16 protein-coding genes are annotated in these 14,570 nt (G+C 68.0%); 8 read left to right on the top strand and 8 right to left on the bottom strand.

Features of this window, described 5'->3' with window-relative positions; genetic code table 11:
* Nucleotides 1-190: 190 nt before the first annotated feature.
* The 8 genes from ACK5KK_RS06095 to ACK5KK_RS06060 all read left to right on the top strand — a co-directional run bounded on the left by ACK5KK_RS06095 (nt 191) and on the right by ACK5KK_RS06060 (nt 6,853).
* Nucleotides 191-1,027, top strand: a complete 837-nt coding sequence (locus ACK5KK_RS06095; protein WP_416889198.1) for a citrate/2-methylcitrate synthase — start codon at nt 191-193, stop codon at nt 1,025-1,027.
* 81 nt (nt 1,028-1,108) lie between these two features.
* A complete protein-coding gene (locus ACK5KK_RS06090; protein WP_416889197.1) occupies nt 1,109-2,500 on the top strand; it encodes a CoA transferase in 1,392 nt (463 codons plus the stop codon).
* A 359-nt stretch (nt 2,501-2,859) separates the two neighbouring features.
* A complete protein-coding gene (gene dcm / locus ACK5KK_RS06085; protein ID WP_416889196.1) occupies nt 2,860-4,128 on the top strand; it encodes a DNA (cytosine-5-)-methyltransferase in 1,269 nt (422 codons plus the stop codon).
* Nucleotides 4,129-4,358: 230 nt separating this feature from the next.
* Entirely contained in the window at nt 4,359-5,276 is a 918-nt protein-coding gene (locus ACK5KK_RS06080; protein ID WP_416889195.1) for a hypothetical protein, read from the top strand.
* A 27-nt stretch (nt 5,277-5,303) separates the two neighbouring features.
* On the top strand, nt 5,304-5,594 hold the full coding sequence (locus ACK5KK_RS06075) for a hypothetical protein (protein WP_416889194.1): 291 nt from the start codon (nt 5,304-5,306) through the stop codon (nt 5,592-5,594).
* A 139-nt stretch (nt 5,595-5,733) separates the two neighbouring features.
* Entirely contained in the window at nt 5,734-6,084 is a 351-nt protein-coding gene (locus tag ACK5KK_RS06070; protein ID WP_416889193.1) for a metallopeptidase family protein, read from the top strand.
* Nucleotides 6,081-6,371 (top strand): ATP-dependent Clp protease adapter ClpS, encoded by a 291-nt coding sequence (clpS, locus tag ACK5KK_RS06065; RefSeq protein WP_416889192.1) that lies wholly within the window; start codon nt 6,081-6,083, stop codon nt 6,369-6,371. Before ACK5KK_RS06070 ends, clpS begins: the two co-directional genes overlap by 4 nt.
* Entirely contained in the window at nt 6,368-6,853 is a 486-nt protein-coding gene (locus tag ACK5KK_RS06060) for a DUF2017 family protein (RefSeq protein ID WP_416889191.1), read from the top strand. The genes clpS and ACK5KK_RS06060 overlap by 4 nt, the downstream gene beginning before the upstream one ends.
* Here ACK5KK_RS06060 and ACK5KK_RS06055 read toward each other — a convergent pair whose 3' ends face one another.
* From ACK5KK_RS06055 to ACK5KK_RS06020, 8 genes are all read right to left on the bottom strand, one after another.
* Nucleotides 6,854-7,432: a hypothetical protein gene (locus ACK5KK_RS06055; RefSeq protein WP_416889190.1), complete on the bottom strand. Its 579-nt coding sequence runs from the start codon at nt 7,430-7,432 to the stop codon at nt 6,854-6,856.
* Entirely contained in the window at nt 7,416-7,745 is a 330-nt protein-coding gene (locus tag ACK5KK_RS06050) for a hypothetical protein (RefSeq protein WP_416889189.1), read from the bottom strand. Before ACK5KK_RS06050 ends, ACK5KK_RS06055 begins: the two co-directional genes overlap by 17 nt.
* A 42-nt stretch (nt 7,746-7,787) precedes the next feature.
* Nucleotides 7,788-9,047, bottom strand: coding sequence for a DNA polymerase IV (locus ACK5KK_RS06045; protein WP_416889188.1), 1,260 nt, complete (start codon nt 9,045-9,047; stop codon nt 7,788-7,790).
* 33 nt (nt 9,048-9,080) lie between these two features.
* Nucleotides 9,081-9,746: a hydrogen peroxide-dependent heme synthase gene (gene hemQ, locus ACK5KK_RS06040; protein ID WP_416889187.1), complete on the bottom strand. Its 666-nt coding sequence runs from the start codon at nt 9,744-9,746 to the stop codon at nt 9,081-9,083.
* Nucleotides 9,747-9,768: 22 nt separating this feature from the next.
* Nucleotides 9,769-11,286: an Asp-tRNA(Asn)/Glu-tRNA(Gln) amidotransferase subunit GatB gene (gatB, locus tag ACK5KK_RS06035; protein ID WP_416889186.1), complete on the bottom strand. Its 1,518-nt coding sequence runs from the start codon at nt 11,284-11,286 to the stop codon at nt 9,769-9,771.
* Nucleotides 11,286-12,779 carry an Asp-tRNA(Asn)/Glu-tRNA(Gln) amidotransferase subunit GatA gene (gene gatA, locus ACK5KK_RS06030; RefSeq protein WP_416889199.1) on the bottom strand — a complete coding sequence of 498 codons (1,494 nt, stop codon included), beginning with the start codon at nt 12,777-12,779 and terminating at the stop codon, nt 11,286-11,288. Before gatA ends, gatB begins: the two co-directional genes overlap by 1 nt.
* Nucleotides 12,780-12,802: 23 nt before the next feature.
* On the bottom strand, nt 12,803-13,102 hold the full coding sequence (gatC, locus tag ACK5KK_RS06025; RefSeq protein ID WP_416889185.1) for an Asp-tRNA(Asn)/Glu-tRNA(Gln) amidotransferase subunit GatC: 300 nt from the start codon (nt 13,100-13,102) through the stop codon (nt 12,803-12,805).
* A gap of 97 nt (nt 13,103-13,199) precedes the next feature.
* Nucleotides 13,200-14,396 carry an MBL fold metallo-hydrolase gene (locus ACK5KK_RS06020; protein ID WP_416889184.1) on the bottom strand — a complete coding sequence of 399 codons (1,197 nt, stop codon included), beginning with the start codon at nt 14,394-14,396 and terminating at the stop codon, nt 13,200-13,202.
* Between the last annotated feature and the right edge of the window lie 174 nt (nt 14,397-14,570).

Genomic DNA, 14,570 nt, shown 5'->3' with positions numbered 1-14,570 from the left:
TCGCGTTCCGCAACCCCGACAGAACGCGCAACGCAGCCTTGCGCCAGTTGGAGAACCTCGGCTACGACGTCACACTCACCCCCATCACCGCCGCCTGAACCGCACGAAACTCTCGTAATAGCAGGTCGCAGAGTGGCTATGGACGGGCGGCAACGAGTCTGTTGGAGCGGACTGGGTGTCCTACCCGTTGGTGCTGCCCGAACTGGTGTCCGTTCGTGATCGGCTCCGTGTTGCGGTGGTGCTGGCGTCGGAACACGAACCGTTCCGCTCCGACCTCAGTGTTGGCAACGTCGTCAGCACCGCTCGCTCCCTGATTGCGAGCATGGTTGATGCCGTACCAACGCCTACCCGGGCCGAAGCGGTGACTCCCGTTCTCGACGGGCAAGCTACCAGCGCGAGCATTGCCAGCCGTCTCTGGGCTCTATTGAGCGCACGGGCGGGAACAACGCGCGCTGTGGCGATCGTCAACGCCGCTCTCGTCCTGCTCGCTGACCACGAACTTGCAACGTCAACGATGGCGGCACGAATCGCAGCATCTGCTCGCTCCGATGTGTTCTCCGTCGTGCTCACAGGGATGGGGCCATTGGCGGGTCCGCTGCATGGCAGCGCCAGCGGACTCGTGCACCAGACACTTACCGATGCCGCTTCGCGCGGGGCGCGAGCTGCCGTCGCGACGGCGGCGGAGAGACATGGCAGCGTTCCCGGCTTCGGTCATCCCCTCTACCCGAACGGTGACCCCCGCGCGGCGCTCCTGCTCGCTCAGCTCGCCGAGGTATTCGCAGATGCACCGGAGATGGACGCTGCGAATGCCGTGATGAGTGCGGTTGACCTGCGTTCGCGGGCGAAACCGAACATTGACTTCGCCCTCGGGTTGCTGTCCGTTCTCGCGCATATTCCATCCGATGCAGGAGAGGCCATCTTTACTATCGCCCGCGCTGCCGGATGGGTCGCCCACGCCATCGAGGAATACAGAGAACCCGTCCTCAGATTCCGGGGACGAGCGGTTCGGCGATACTTCCCCGGTTGAGGCACTGGACGCCGCTTCCTGCGCAATGGTTGATGATAATCAAGGTTGATTATCGGTTGGCTTAAGAACAGCATGAGTCACATGGACAACGACTTCTCCTTAGTGACTGCTCACCTCTGGCGGGCGGCTTCCGGGCATCACGAGGCGATGGACCCTTCGTCCGCGCCGATGGTGACTGGGCCGCGCGTCGTATTGCCTTCGGCGTTCGATGTGACTGGTTTGGCGAGCGCGGCGGTTGCGGTGGCCACGCAGGCCGCCGCCGATCTTCTCGCTGACCGGCAGGCAACGTCGACGCGGGCGGTGAGCGTGGATAGTCGCCACGCCTGTGCTGCGTTCCAGCCGGAAGCGTGGTTCACCCCGCAGGGCTGGACGGTACCGCCAATCTGGGATCCCCTCTCGGGTAACTACCGCACGGTGGACGGTTGGATCAGGCTCCACACGAACTACGCCGCGCACCGAACGGCCGTCGAACGGACACTCGATGCACGTGACCGTGACGGTGTTGCGGCTGCGGTCGCGAACCAGCGAAGCATCGACGCCGAGAGTGCTGTTATTGAGGCCGGTGGAGCTGCGGCAGCTATGGCCACCCGCTCAGCGTGGCTCGTCTCGCACGCAGGCATAGCGACCGCGACTGCACCTGCGTTCGACATCACCGAGCGGCCGATGATTACTCCCGCGCGCTGGGCGACCGCGAGACCAGAAGCGCCGTTCAGCGGACGACGGGTTCTTGATCTGACGAGGGTGCTCGCCGGGCCGACCTGCACCAAGTTCCTTGCGGCCTACGGCGCAGATGTGCTGCGGATCGACCCTCCCGGCTTCGAGGAAGTCGCCGCGCTCCTCCCGGAAACCACCCAGGGCAAGCGGACCGCTGCGCTTGACCTCACTGCCACTTCCGACCGCGGTGTGTTCGAGGAACTCGTTGTCCAGGCGGACGTGATCGTCATCGGGCTTCGCGCTGACGCGCTGGCTCGGCTGGGGTACGGTGCAACCGAACTGAAAGCCGTGAATCCGGATCTGATCATCGCGTCCCTCGACGCATACGGGCGGGTGGGGCCTTGGCGTCACCGCCGAGGCTTCGACAGCCTCGTACAAATGAGCTGCGGTATCGCAGCCAGCGGCACGGCCGCACCCATTCCCTTGCCGGTACAGACGCTCGACGATGGCACCGGCTGGCTTCTCGCCGCCGCCATCACCCGCATCCTCACGCGACAACTGACTGAGTCGATAACCGCAACGATCACCACCTCTCTGATCGCTACCGCCAATCTGCTCTATGAGGTCACCGAGCTCGCGGGCGAGCGCGTGCTCGCCCTCCCTCGTGGGAGGCGTCACCGTGGACGAAGATACATCCGCCGCAAGCGACGATGCTGCGGCACGATCTGGCCCGGCCAGTCACAATCTCGAACGCCCAGCGGCGCGACGCGCCCTGGACATCCGATTACACGCATCCGGCCCCGGAACCTGGCAGCATGATCGTGACGGTCCCCCGTGATTGTCGGTGGTCGCGTGCAGACTCAGGGCATGGCAGCATCGATCTCTCGCATCCACAGGGTGGCTACCCAGCTTCGAAGACCCACTCGCCTCCGATCGTCGCGCGTCGTCGCGCGCCTCCCTCGTGGCGACCGGAACCTGTATCAAGATTGGTTCGTGGCAGAGCATCGACGTAGGCCCCAGTGGCGCGGTGAACGCAAGGCGGTGCTCGTTCGGCTCCCGGTCGAGGTCGCCGTCCAACTCGAGAAGGCGGCAGAGGTGTCGCATCTCTCGGTCTCCGAAGCGGCCGGCAGGTACATCGCGACTGCACTGTCAGCCGCCCCCAGCGGTGGTGATGACAGGTGAACACGCAGTTCACGGCAGCAGACCTCTTCTCGGGTGCTGGTGGCGCGAGCTTGGGGATCGTCCAGGCTGGCTTCGACCTACGTTTCGCTGTCGAGATCGACGCCTACGCCGCTCGCACCCACCATGAGCACTTGCCCGGAGTCGTGGTCGACACTGACATCCAGCAACTGGATGAGCGTGACTTTCTCGGCGTGGCCGGGGTAGGCGTCGGCGAACTCGACCTCCTCTTTGCCGGCCCTCCCTGCCAAGGCTTCAGCATGATTGGGCCACGCCAGAGTTCGGACTCACGCAACTCGCTCTTCCAAGAGGTTCTGCGGACAACAGCAGCGCTCCGCCCGAAAGCTGTCGTGATCGAGAACGTTCCAGGCCTACTCACGCTGGACGATGGCCACTACCTCACATCCATCCTGTCGGGCCTCCAGGCCGCGGGCTATCAGGCAGCTTGCGCGGAACTGCTCGCGGCACAGTACGGGGCGCCACAGATGCGTTGGCGCCTCGTCATCATTGCCTGGCGTAATGATTTGGACATTCCCGCCGGCTTCGGCTTTCCGCGGCCGACACATGGGCGCGCAGGGATCGGCGAACTCGTACCTAACTCGACGATCCCAGATGAGCTGTACGAAGGCTTTTTGACTACCCGTGGGGCAATCGGAGATCTGCCATCGATTCGTGCCGGTGAGAGTGCGTTGGCATATGGCGGGCGACCGCGACACGCCTTCCAGGTGGCCGCACGTACTGAACGTGACGGTCGCCGCATGGCGACAAGTGAACTGCACGATCACTACGCTGCCGCACTCAGTCCGCTGACTTTGGAGCGGTTGCGTGTCTTGGCACCTGGTCAGGACTGGCGTGACCTTCCCTTCGAGTTGCTCCCGCCGAGTATGCAGCGGGCGCTTCGCAAAGATCACACACGTCGATACCGTCGAATGACCTGGGACGGCGTTCCTCGATCGATCATCACCCGGTTCCGCGACCCGAAGTCTGGTGAATACACCCATCCCGAACAGGATCGGACCATCAGTATCCGAGAGGCTGCTCGCATCCAGGGATTCCCCGACTGGTTCTCCTTCTTCGGGCCGAACACAAGCAAGTACACGCAAGTAGGAAACGCGGTACCCGTTCCACTTGCTCGTGCGATCGCGTCGGAGGTGCGGGCCTGCCTCATGGGGTACGAGGATCGTGAGCGCTTGCTCGACCCCTTCCGTCGCAAGCCTCTCGCGCTGCTCGACCGACATGGTCAACTGGTCGAGAAACTCGCCGCATGACGGCACCACGAGCCCGACGGACTGCGGCAGAGAGGGAGGCGCTCCGCCCGCACATCGCCGAGTGGTTCGGGCACCGCGTGTACCCGGCGGTGGCCGATCACGCCCGTGCTCGGCAGGACCAACGGGCGGAGCGCTGCCCTTTCCTTTCGGAAGTTGCACAGCGCGACACCGAGTGCGTCAAGAGCGCCAACAGTCGCGGGGTTTGCACCATCAGTGCAGGGAGCAATGGCGTGCGACAGGACTGGCTCGTCTGCCCCCATAGAGCGCTCGATGACGATCTTCTGCATGCGATGGTGCGTCGGCTGTTCGGACTCACCCAGGACGAGGCTGTCCATGTGCTGCCAGTCACGAACCTGGCAGACGACCGTCTTCGCGAACGTCTCATCGCAGACGCGCGGAATCCGGTCGCACCTCGGCAGTTCCTCACCTTTCAGCAACTCTTTGGCGGGGAGATCAGCCTTCCACGATCTCCGAACAGCCCTGAGTTGTCGTTCGATGCCACAGTCGTTGAGGTCGTCCCCACCGAAGCCGACGCCGGCGTGTGCCTCGGCCGCTACGGTGTGATCGAAATGCAGACCACCGATACTCACGGCACTTATCGGCATGCAGTTGATGCTCTGCGCAGCGCTCTCGACCTTCATGCTGATGACTTCGGTGAACAGGTCTCCGCTCATCCCGATTGGCCGGGCCGCCGAGTCGAAGGGCCGAACATCAGCAACGTGTTCAAGCGCACGTTCTATCAAGTCATGTTCAAGTTTCAGATCACTCGCCGCGCATCTTCATCGGGCTGCATCCTCGCACTGCCGCGCCCCGTCTGGGACTCATGGCAACCTTTCCTGGGAGCACCCGAGCTCGTTGACATGCAGGACGGGACCCATCGCCTTCGAGCTCGCGGCGACGAAGCGGTCGACCTCTCAAATCTGGCGCCCAACTGGATCTACGTCTTCGACATAGCGGACGCGCCACCGGCGGACGGCTCAACAACACCGATCGAACTCCAGCTCGTTGTCGCTACGGACGCGCCCACTTTGAGTCGTCTTGCTCTCGACATCGCACCGAACAACGCCATCGGTGAGTCCGACGCTGAAGACACCATCATCAACGCTCTCCGGCGCCGTACCGGCACCCTCGTGCCGGGAATCGAATAGTCCGCCCTCGTCTTCAGGTGGATGTCAATGACCACCGAACTCGCGGTGAATCTCGGCAACGCAACGCTTCGGCGGCTCCTGGTCGACTGGACCAACTCGCACGATGCCTGGGTGCGCCAACCGACCGCTGAGACGATCCTTCCGAGGCAGACGCCCGGTGAAGACTTCCTCGATGCCGTCGAACTCTGCGATCGCAGACGCGCCGCGCTGTCACGGCCCGCCGAGACGGCCGGGGTGAGGACCACGACATCCACCTCTACGGCATACTCGACCCGCGCGTGCCCGCAGGCAGCGCCGCGGGTGCTGTTCGCCGCGTGACGTGCTGCGCGGGTCCACTGCGATAATGGACGACGAGACGGTCGTCACCCAGGCAGCGAGGAAACGGTGAACAATTCAGTCCTCCGCGCCACGCGGGCTCACGGGGGGATCCGCTGCGCGCACACGCTGAGGCGCCGCCATGGTTGAGATGGATGCCGACGCCTTCGACGCGCTCGTCACCGACGAGCTCGCGCAGCTTCCCCGCGAGATGGTCGACGGTCTCGACAACGTGATCTTCGTCGTGGAAGACCGTCCGGAGGACGGGAGCCTGGGCCTCCTCGGCCTCTACGACGGGCTCGCGCTCACCGAGCGCGAGCGGTACGGGATGGGCGACCTCCCCGACCGCATCATCGTCTACCGTGAACCGCACCTCGACGTCTGCCAAGACCTCGACGATCTCCGCGACGAGGTCCACACCACACTCGTGCACGAGATCGCACACTTCTACGGCATCGACGACGAGCGGCTGCACGAATTGGGGTGGGCATGATCGCCGCGCTGCCGCTCGAAGAGGAAGCGGTCGACGTCCGCCCCCGCACCGCGGGCCCATGGCAGACCATCGTGTGGAACGATCCCGTCAACCTCATGAGCTACGTGTCCTACGTCTTCCGCACCTACTTCGGCTACACCGCCGACCGCGCCGAACAGCTCATGCTGCAGGTGCACCGCTCCGGGCACGCCGTCGTCGCCGAGGGCGCGCGCGAACAGATGGAACTGCACGTGCACGCCATGCACGACTACGGACTGTCCGCCACCGTGCGGGAGGCCCCGTCATGACCCCCGCCGTCATCGTGCTGGAACTGTCCCGGCTGGAGGCCGCCCACCTGGGAGACCTGGTGCGCCAGTTCGGCGAACTGCTCAACGACACCGACACCAGCGACCCCGCCGTCGCCCGACTCGTGCCCGACGGGTACCAGGACCCCACCGACGCGAGCGAGTTCCGTCGGCTCACCGAATCCGACCTGCTGGGGCGGCGCGCCGCCGACGTCGGTACGGTCCTCGACTCACTGGACAGCGACACCGAACCCCTCGCCCCGGCGGACGTCTCGGATGAGGATGCCACTGAGACCTTCGTCGTCACCCTCGATTCCGACGAAGCCCTCGCGTGGATGCGGACGCTCTCTGCCCTGCGGCTGGTCATCGCCACCCGCGTCGGCATCGTCGACGAAGACGATCACGACCCCGACGACCCGAGGTACGGCGTGTACGAGTGGCTGGGTTTCCGGCTCGACGGACTGATCCGCGCGCTGGACGCCTGATCACGGCACCGCGAAAACGTGCGTGGCAAAGCTCGCCGGTGCGTGCGCGGCCAGGTGGACCTCTTCCTGACGGGCCCATCGCTCCCAGTGCGGCCGGAACGCGTCGCCGTCGCGCGCCAGCGCCCGATCGCGGCGCGCGTCGGCCGGCGATTCCAGCCACACCCGGATCGGTGCCAGCGGCGCCGTGTCGGCATCCAGCGCGCCCACCCCCTCGACGATCAACCCGCGGCCGGGGTCGACGACATGCTCCTCCGCCGCGCGGTCGCGCACCCAGTCCCACCGATGCCACGCCGCGCGGACGCCCTCCGCCCGCGGCCGGAGCACCCGATCCCGCACCTGGGCCGCCCCCGCGGCCAGCCCATCCCAGCCGGGGTACACCGAATCCAGCGCCAGCACGTCGGCACCGACGCGCCACGGCCACGCCGCCGCGACGCGGGCCGCCAACGTCGACTTTCCCGACCCCGACCGCCCGTCGATCAGGACGACCGCGGCCACGTCGCGGTGGTCGCGCACGGCATCCGCCACCGCATCGGCGGCGGCGCGCAGGGCGTCCGCGACCGGGTCAGCGCTTGAGGGCACGGATGACGCGGCTCAGCGCACGCCCCGCCACCCACACGAACGGAATCGCCACCGCCAGCAACGACACCACGTTCGGCTCGAACCGCAGGTCGTCGCCGCGCCGGATGTAGGCACCGACCGGGATCGCCGAACCGCCACCGCCACCCCCGCTGCCGGTCTCGTCGCCGGTGCCGCCCTCGCCGCCACCGAATCCGAAGGACGAGAGCGCGACGGGGATGAAGCGGATGCCGTCGACATCCTGCTGTTCCCCATAGACGGCGCTCGCACCGAGGGTGGCCACCTGTTTGCCGAGATCGATCACGAAGTGAGGCATGACTCCACCGTACCCCGGCCTCCGCCCGACGTCACCGCGAGGTCAGGTGCGGCGAGGGTCACGGGGGTTGGTCGGGAGCGCACCCAGATCTCGACGCGGCCCGAGCGCACTGGCCCGCGTCACCGCCGCGGTCCCGAACCGTTCGTGCGCGCCGTCGAGCGCGGCATCCACCCGACGCCAGCTCTCATCCTCGTCCCACAGCGCGAGCGCACCGGCACCCGAGGGCTGAAGCTTTTCGGCCCGAACCCCGATCAACCGCACCGGGAGGGTCCGCTCGACCCGATCGAACAGCTCGATGGCCGCCATCCCGATGCGCTGCCCGACATCGGTGGCTTCGGCGAGGGTCTGCGCGCGGGTGAGCGTGCGGAAATCGGCGGTGCGCACCTTGATCGACACCGTCGCCGCCGCCAATCCCGCCTCACGCAGCCGGGCCGCCACCCGGTCGGCGAGACGCCGCAACTCGGTGCGCAGCACGACGGGGTCGTCGATGTCATCGTGGAAGGTCTCTTCGTGGCCGATGCTCTTCTCGATGTGCTCGGTGACGACCTCGCGCGCGTCCAGCCCCCGCGCCAAGTGCCACACCCGATCCCCCATCGCCGCTCCCAGCACCCGGTCCAGCACCGGACGCGGCGTGTCCAGGATGTCGGCGACGGTGCGGATGCCGCGGCTCTCCAACCGCTCCACGGATTTCGGCCCCACCCCCCACAGCGCCGACACCGGCCGCGCCGCCAGGAACGCCGCCGTGTCGGGCTCGGCCACGATGAGCAGTCCGTCGGGCTTGGCGAGGGTGGAGGCGATCTTGGCGACGTGTTTGGTGGCCGCCACCCCGACGCTGCAGGTGAGCCGGGTGCGCTCCCTCACCCGCTCGCGCACGAGCAGGGCGATCTGGCCCGGGCTCCCCCACAGGCGCCGCGCACCGGACACGTCCAGGAACGCCTCGTCGATCGACAGCGGCTCCACGAGCGGCGTGATCTCGCGGAACACGTCCATCACCTGCCGCGACAGCTCCACGTACCGGCGGAAGTCCGGCGCCACGACGGTCGCCTGCGGGCACAGCCGCAAGGCCTGACCCACCGGCATCGCCGCGCGCACCCCGAACCGGCGTGCCTCGTAGGACGCGCTGGAGACCACCGATCGCGCGTCGCGCGCCCCGATGATCAACGGCTTGCCCGTCAGAGCCGGGTCGTCGAGCACCGCCACCGCGGCGTAGAACGCATCCATGTCGACGTGCAGGACGCGGGTGCCGGTGTCGTCCGCCCCCGCCGGGGAGACGATCCGCCCCGACCCGTCACCGCGTCCCATACCTCCATTGTCGGCCACACCACCGACACTGGCTCACGCGACGATGTCGTCCAGCTCCACGCGCGGTCCCGTGAAGAACGGGATCTCCTCGCGCACGTGCCGGCGCGCACCCGTCGCGCGCAGTTCACGCATGAGATCGACGATGCGCACCAGTTCATCCGCCTCGAACGCGAGCAGCCACTCGTAGTCGCCCAGCCCGAACGAGGCGACCGTATTGGCAAGCACGTCGCCGTAGTCCCGTGCCGCAGCGCCGTGCTCACGCAGCAGCTCCCGGCGCTCATCGTCGGCGAGCAGGTACCACTCGTAGCTGCGCACGAACGGGTACAGGCACAGGTAGGCCTTGGGTGCATCCCCCGCCAGGAACGCGGGAACGTGGCCGCGGTTGAACTCCGCCGGACGGTGCACCCCCACATTCGACCACACCGGCGAGACCCCGGGGTCGCTCGCGAGCAGCCGGTACGCGGCCTGCAACGTCTCGGTGTCGGGTGCCCACCACCACACCAGGAAGTCGGCGTCAGCGCGGAATCCGGCCACGTCGTACCATCCCCGCACGGTCAGCCCGTCGAGGTCCCCCAGACCCGCACGCACCGTGTCGGCATCCGTCGGCGCTCCCTGGAAGACCGCGTACATCGTGTAGGCGATGGCCGCGTTCACCTCCTCGGCGACTCCCGTGTGGTCGACGTGGGATGTGTCACTCATGATGTCCTTTCGATGGTCGGCGTCACGCCCGACCGGCACGCTCCAGAATCAGGTCCCTCACGCGCGCAGCATCCGCCTGCCCGCGCATCGCCTTCATGACCGCACCGATCACGGCACCCGCGGCCTGCACCTTGCCGTCGCGGATCTTCGCCAGCACGTCCGGCTGTGCGGCCAGCGCGTCGTCGATCGCGGCCACGAGGGCTCCATCGTCGGACACGATCGCCAGACCGCGCGCATCGACGACCTCCTGCGGCGAGCCCTCACCGGCGATCATGCCTTCCAGCACCTGCCGGGCCAGCTTGTCGGTGAGCGTCCCCGCGTCGACGAGGGCCTGCAGTTGCGCGACGGCACCCGGCTCCACCAGGGCCGCCGGCTCGGACTGCCGGGCGTTGGCGACACGGGTGATCTCGCCCGTCCACCACTTGCGGGCCGCCGCCGGCGCCGCCCCCGCGGCCACGGTGGCCTCCACCTCGGCGAGCAGCCCGCCGTTGACGACGTCCTGGAACTCGAGGTCGGTGAACCCCCAGTCCGCCTTCAGCCTCCGCCGGTGCGCCGCCGGCGGTTCCGGCAGCGTCTGCCGCAGCTCCTCGACCAGCTCGGCCGACGGCGCGACCGGCAGCAGGTCGGGCTCGGGGAAGTAACGGTAGTCGTCGGCATCCGACTTCGGACGGCCGGGCGAGGTGGTGCCGGTGTCCTCGTGCCAGTGGCGCGTCTCCTGCGTGATCGTGCCGCCGCCGGCGAGGATCGCCGCCTGCCGCTGGATCTCGTACCGCACGGCACGCTCGACCGAACGCATGGAGTTGACGTTCTTCGTCTCAGTGCGGATGCCGAGCTTGTCCTGACCGCGCGGACGCAGCGACACGTTGGCGTCACAGCGAAGGTTCCCCCGCTCCATGCGCGCCTCCGAGATCCCCAGCGCCCGCACCATGTCGCGGATGGTCGCGATGTAGGCTTTCGCGAGCTCGGGGGCACGGTGCTCTGCGCCGAAGATCGGCTTGGTGACGATCTCCACCAGCGGAACGCCGGCACGGTTGTAGTCGACGAGGGAGTACTCGGCGCCCTGGATGCGCCCGGTGGCACCGCCGACGTGGGTGAGCTTGCCGGCATCCTCCTCCATGTGCGCACGCTCGATCGGAACGGACACGATGTCACCGCCGTCCAGTTCGACCTCGACGGCGCCCTCGAACGCGATCGGCTCGTCGTACTGGGAGATCTGGTAGTTCTTGCCCAGGTCGGGGTAGAAGTAGTTCTTGCGCGCGAACCGGCTCGACGGCGCGATCTCACAGCCCAGCGCCAGCCCCAGCCGGATCGACGAGCGCACCGCCTGCTCGTTGACGAACGGGAGCGAGCCGGGAAGTCCCATGTCGACCGGGGCGACGAGGGTGTTCGGCGGCGCGCCGTGGTGTTTCTCGTTCGCGGGGTTCGCCGCGGCGGAGAACATCTTCGTCTCGGTGTTCAGCTCGACGTGGATCTCGAACCCGAGCACCGGCTCGAACCGTTCCAGCGCCTCGTCGAAGTCCATGAGCGCGACCTTGGCCATCAGCGGTCCTCTCCTCGGCGCGGGGCCCGATCCAGCAGCGGACCTCCCCAGTCATCGACCAGCAGCGCTTCCAGCGCGGCCCCCACCCGGTACAACCGGGCATCCTCCCGCGCGGGCGCGAGGACCTGGATGCCGACGGGGAGCCCGTCCTCGCCGGCCAAGCCGGAGGGCACCGAGATGCCCGGCACCCCGGCGAGGTTCGCCGGGATCGTCGTGACGTCGTTGAGGTACATCTGCAGCGGGTCCTCCAGCTGCTCGCCGAGCCGGAACGCCGTCGTCGGCGCCGACGGGGTCGCGATGACGTCGACGCGCGCGAATGCCGCCGCGAAATCCTGCTGGATGAGCGTGCGCACCTTCTGGGCCGAGCCGTAGTACGCGTCGTAGTACCCGGCCGACAGCGCGTAGGTGCCGAGGATGATGCGGCGCTTCACCTCATCGCCGAACCCGGCGTCGCGCGTGGTCGCCATCACGTCTTCGACGGTGCCGCCGGGAACGTCGACGCGGAGCCCGAAGCGCACCGAGTCGAACTTGGCGAGGTTGCTGGAGGCCTCGGCGGGAAGGATCAGGTAGTACGCGGCGACACCGTACTCGAAGTGCGGTGCGCTGATGTCGACGAGTTCGGCGCCCTGGGCCACCATCGCGCTCAGCGCGGCGTGGAACGAGGACGCGACACCGGGCTGGACTCCGCTGTCGGGCAGTTCGGACACGACGCCGATACGCAGGCCCCTCAGGACGTCGCCGCGGGCACCGTCCCGCGCCGCGTCAGCGAACGAGGGCCATGCGTCGGCCAGCGATGTCGCGTCGTGCGGATCGTGGCCGGCGATCACGTCGTGCAGCAGCGCGGAATCCAGCACCGTGCGCGAGACCGGGCCGACCTGGTCGAGGCTGGACGCCAGCGCGATCGCGCCGTGCCGGCTGACCCCGCCGTAGGTGGGCTTCAGGCCCACGGTGCCGGTGACATGCGCGGGCTGGCGGATGGAACCGCCGGTGTCGGACCCGAGCGCGAAGGGCGCTTCGAACGCGGCGACCGCCGCGGCCGACCCTCCCCCGGAACCACCCGGGACGCGGTCGAGGTCCCACGGGTTGCGGGTGGGACCGTACGCGGAGTGCTCGGTGGACGACCCCATCGCGAACTCGGCCATGTTGGTCTTGCCCAGCGGCACCAGGCCCGCGGCGCGGGACCGCGCGACAACGGTCGCGTCGTAGGGCGAACGGAAGCCCTCCAGAATCTTGGATCCGCTCGTGGTGGGCATGTCGGTCGTGACGAGCACGTCCTTGATCGCGAGCGGGACGCCGGCGAGCGGGCCGAGGTCGTCTCCGGCGGCACGGCGGCGGTCGATGTCGGCGGCCACGTCGAGGGCGTGGTCGCTCACGTGCAGATAGGCGTGCACCTCGCCGTCCACAGCGGCGATCCGCTCCAGGTGGGCCTGTGTGGCCTCGACGCTGCTGATGCGGCCGTCGGCGAGCGCGCCAGCCAGGTCGGCGGCGCTCATCCGGACGATCTCGACGGCCGCGCTCACTGCTCTTCCCCGAGGATCGCGGTCACACGGAACCGGTTGTCGGCGGCATCCGGCGCATTCTGGAGCACCTGCTCGGTGGTCAGCATGTCGCCGGGGACGTCGGCGCGGAACACGTTCTCCATCGGGATCGGGTGGCTCGTGGCCGGCACGTCGGGGGTGGCGACCTCGGAGACCTTCGCGATGTTGTCGACGATGGCACCGAGCTGGCCGGCCAGGCGCGGAACCTCCTCGTCGCTCAGTTGGATCCGGGCGAGCACGCCGAGATGGCGAACGAGATCGGGGGTGATTTCAGACACGCCCTCCAGTCTACGTGCGCGTCCGCGCGTGCCTGCCGAGACCCCGGCAGGCGCGCGCGGATTCGTTGACTCACGAGTTCGAGGCGTCGCGGGCAGCTCAGACGGTCGGGCCGCCGATGTTGACGACCATCAGGTCCTCCCCGACGATCGTCTTGCCCGAGAAGTTGCGGCCGGCCCGCGCAAACAGGCGGGGGTGGAGGTCGCTGGGCGCGAGGTGGTTGAGCGCGAGGGTCTTCACCCCGGCTGCCTCCGCAATGGGGCCGACATCCTCGATCGTGGTGTGCGACCCCAGGATGTGTTGCAGCAGCGCCTCCTGCGCGGGGGTGCGCGGCTCGGGGAAGATCTCCTCGTACGCCTGCCGAGAGATCACCTCGTGCACGAGGACATCGGCGTCCGCCGCCAGCGTGATCAGGTTCGGGTTCGGGCTCGTGTCTCCCGAGAACACCGCGGAGCCGTCGTCGGTGTCGAAGCGGAACGCGAAGGCCGGGAATGCCGGTCCGTGCGCCACGAGGATCGCCGAAACGGACACGCGGTCATCCGAGTAGATGGTGATCGGATCCATCTCCGGGGTGGGGTTCCCGTTCGGGTCGGCCGTCAGATTCGACGGGAGCTCGATGTCGATGGCCTCCCAGAGCTCGTCGGGAACCGGACGGCGATTGTCGCGGGCACGGTCGTTGAAGTCGGTGGCGTAGGCGGCCACGAGCGAACGGAACATATCGCGCGTACCCGGTGTCGGGTTGTCGGGGTTGACGACCGGCGGCGGTGGCGCGTCACCGACGAGCGGATGCAGTGCTCCGCGATTGCCGGGACCGATGAGCTTGATGGGCCTGTCGGCGGCGATCGTTCCGTTGAACAGCCCCACCGAGACCAGGCCCGCCAGACCTCCGATGTGATCGGAGTGCTGGTGGGTGATGAAGACGGCCCGCAGTTGGTCGAGCGGATCGCGGCCCGGGCGTACTTGGCTGCCCAGCCGCGCTTTCGCCGTCTGCCGGAGCACTCCGGCGCCCGCGTCGATGAGGTAATAGCGATCCCCCACGACGAACGCGGAGGACGGTTCGCCGCGCTGGCCCGCGTTGTAGTAGGTCGGACCGCCGCCGGTTCCCAGCAGCACCACATGGGTCCGCTTCTTGCGCCGGTGACGACGGGAGCGTGAGCCCGCGCTGGCTGCGATGGCCGGTGACGATCCGAAGACGCCGAGGCCGGCGGCCCCCGCGGCCCCGATGCCGCCGGCGATCAGGGCCCGGCGGCTGAAACCGGCCTGCTCAGAAGTGTGGTCCTGCGTGGATTCGGGCATTGCGCTCCCCTTTCACGGTGGATGCGAGCGTCACGCGATCAGGTCGCATGATCCGCCTCGCGACCTCGCCCCTCGGACGGGTCGTCCCGATAGATCAGCCCGACACCCACGCACGGTGACGCGCCGGTGCTGAGACGTGCGGCCCCCCGGTCCCGATGTTGCACCGTTGCTCCA

Origin of the sequence: Microbacterium sp., from assembly GCF_047972865.1 — a bacterium.
In the GTDB taxonomy this organism is placed as follows: Bacteria; Actinomycetota; Actinomycetes; order Actinomycetales; family Microbacteriaceae; genus Microbacterium.
The sequence above is the reverse complement of the archived record's forward strand: the minus strand, read 5'-3'. Positions and strand labels throughout refer to the sequence as shown.

Coding starts and splice junctions, on each gene's coding strand:
- ACK5KK_RS06090 (WP_416889197.1), top strand. CDS start 1,109: ATGGACAACGACTTCTCCTTAGTGACTGCTCACCTCTGGCGGGCGGCT.
- ACK5KK_RS06075 (WP_416889194.1), top strand. CDS start 5,304: ATGACCACCGAACTCGCGGTGAATCTCGGCAACGCAACGCTTCGGCGG.
- ACK5KK_RS06070 (WP_416889193.1), top strand. CDS start 5,734: ATGGTTGAGATGGATGCCGACGCCTTCGACGCGCTCGTCACCGACGAG.
- clpS (WP_416889192.1), top strand. CDS start 6,081: ATGATCGCCGCGCTGCCGCTCGAAGAGGAAGCGGTCGACGTCCGCCCC.
- ACK5KK_RS06060 (WP_416889191.1), top strand. CDS start 6,368: ATGACCCCCGCCGTCATCGTGCTGGAACTGTCCCGGCTGGAGGCCGCC.
- ACK5KK_RS06050 (WP_416889189.1), bottom strand. CDS start 7,745: ATGCCTCACTTCGTGATCGATCTCGGCAAACAGGTGGCCACCCTCGGT.
- ACK5KK_RS06045 (WP_416889188.1), bottom strand. CDS start 9,047: ATGGGACGCGGTGACGGGTCGGGGCGGATCGTCTCCCCGGCGGGGGCG.
- hemQ (WP_416889187.1), bottom strand. CDS start 9,746: ATGAGTGACACATCCCACGTCGACCACACGGGAGTCGCCGAGGAGGTG.
- gatB (WP_416889186.1), bottom strand. CDS start 11,286: ATGGCCAAGGTCGCGCTCATGGACTTCGACGAGGCGCTGGAACGGTTC.
- gatA (WP_416889199.1), bottom strand. CDS start 12,779: ATGAGCGCCGCCGACCTGGCTGGCGCGCTCGCCGACGGCCGCATCAGC.
- ACK5KK_RS06020 (WP_416889184.1), bottom strand. CDS start 14,396: ATGCCCGAATCCACGCAGGACCACACTTCTGAGCAGGCCGGTTTCAGC.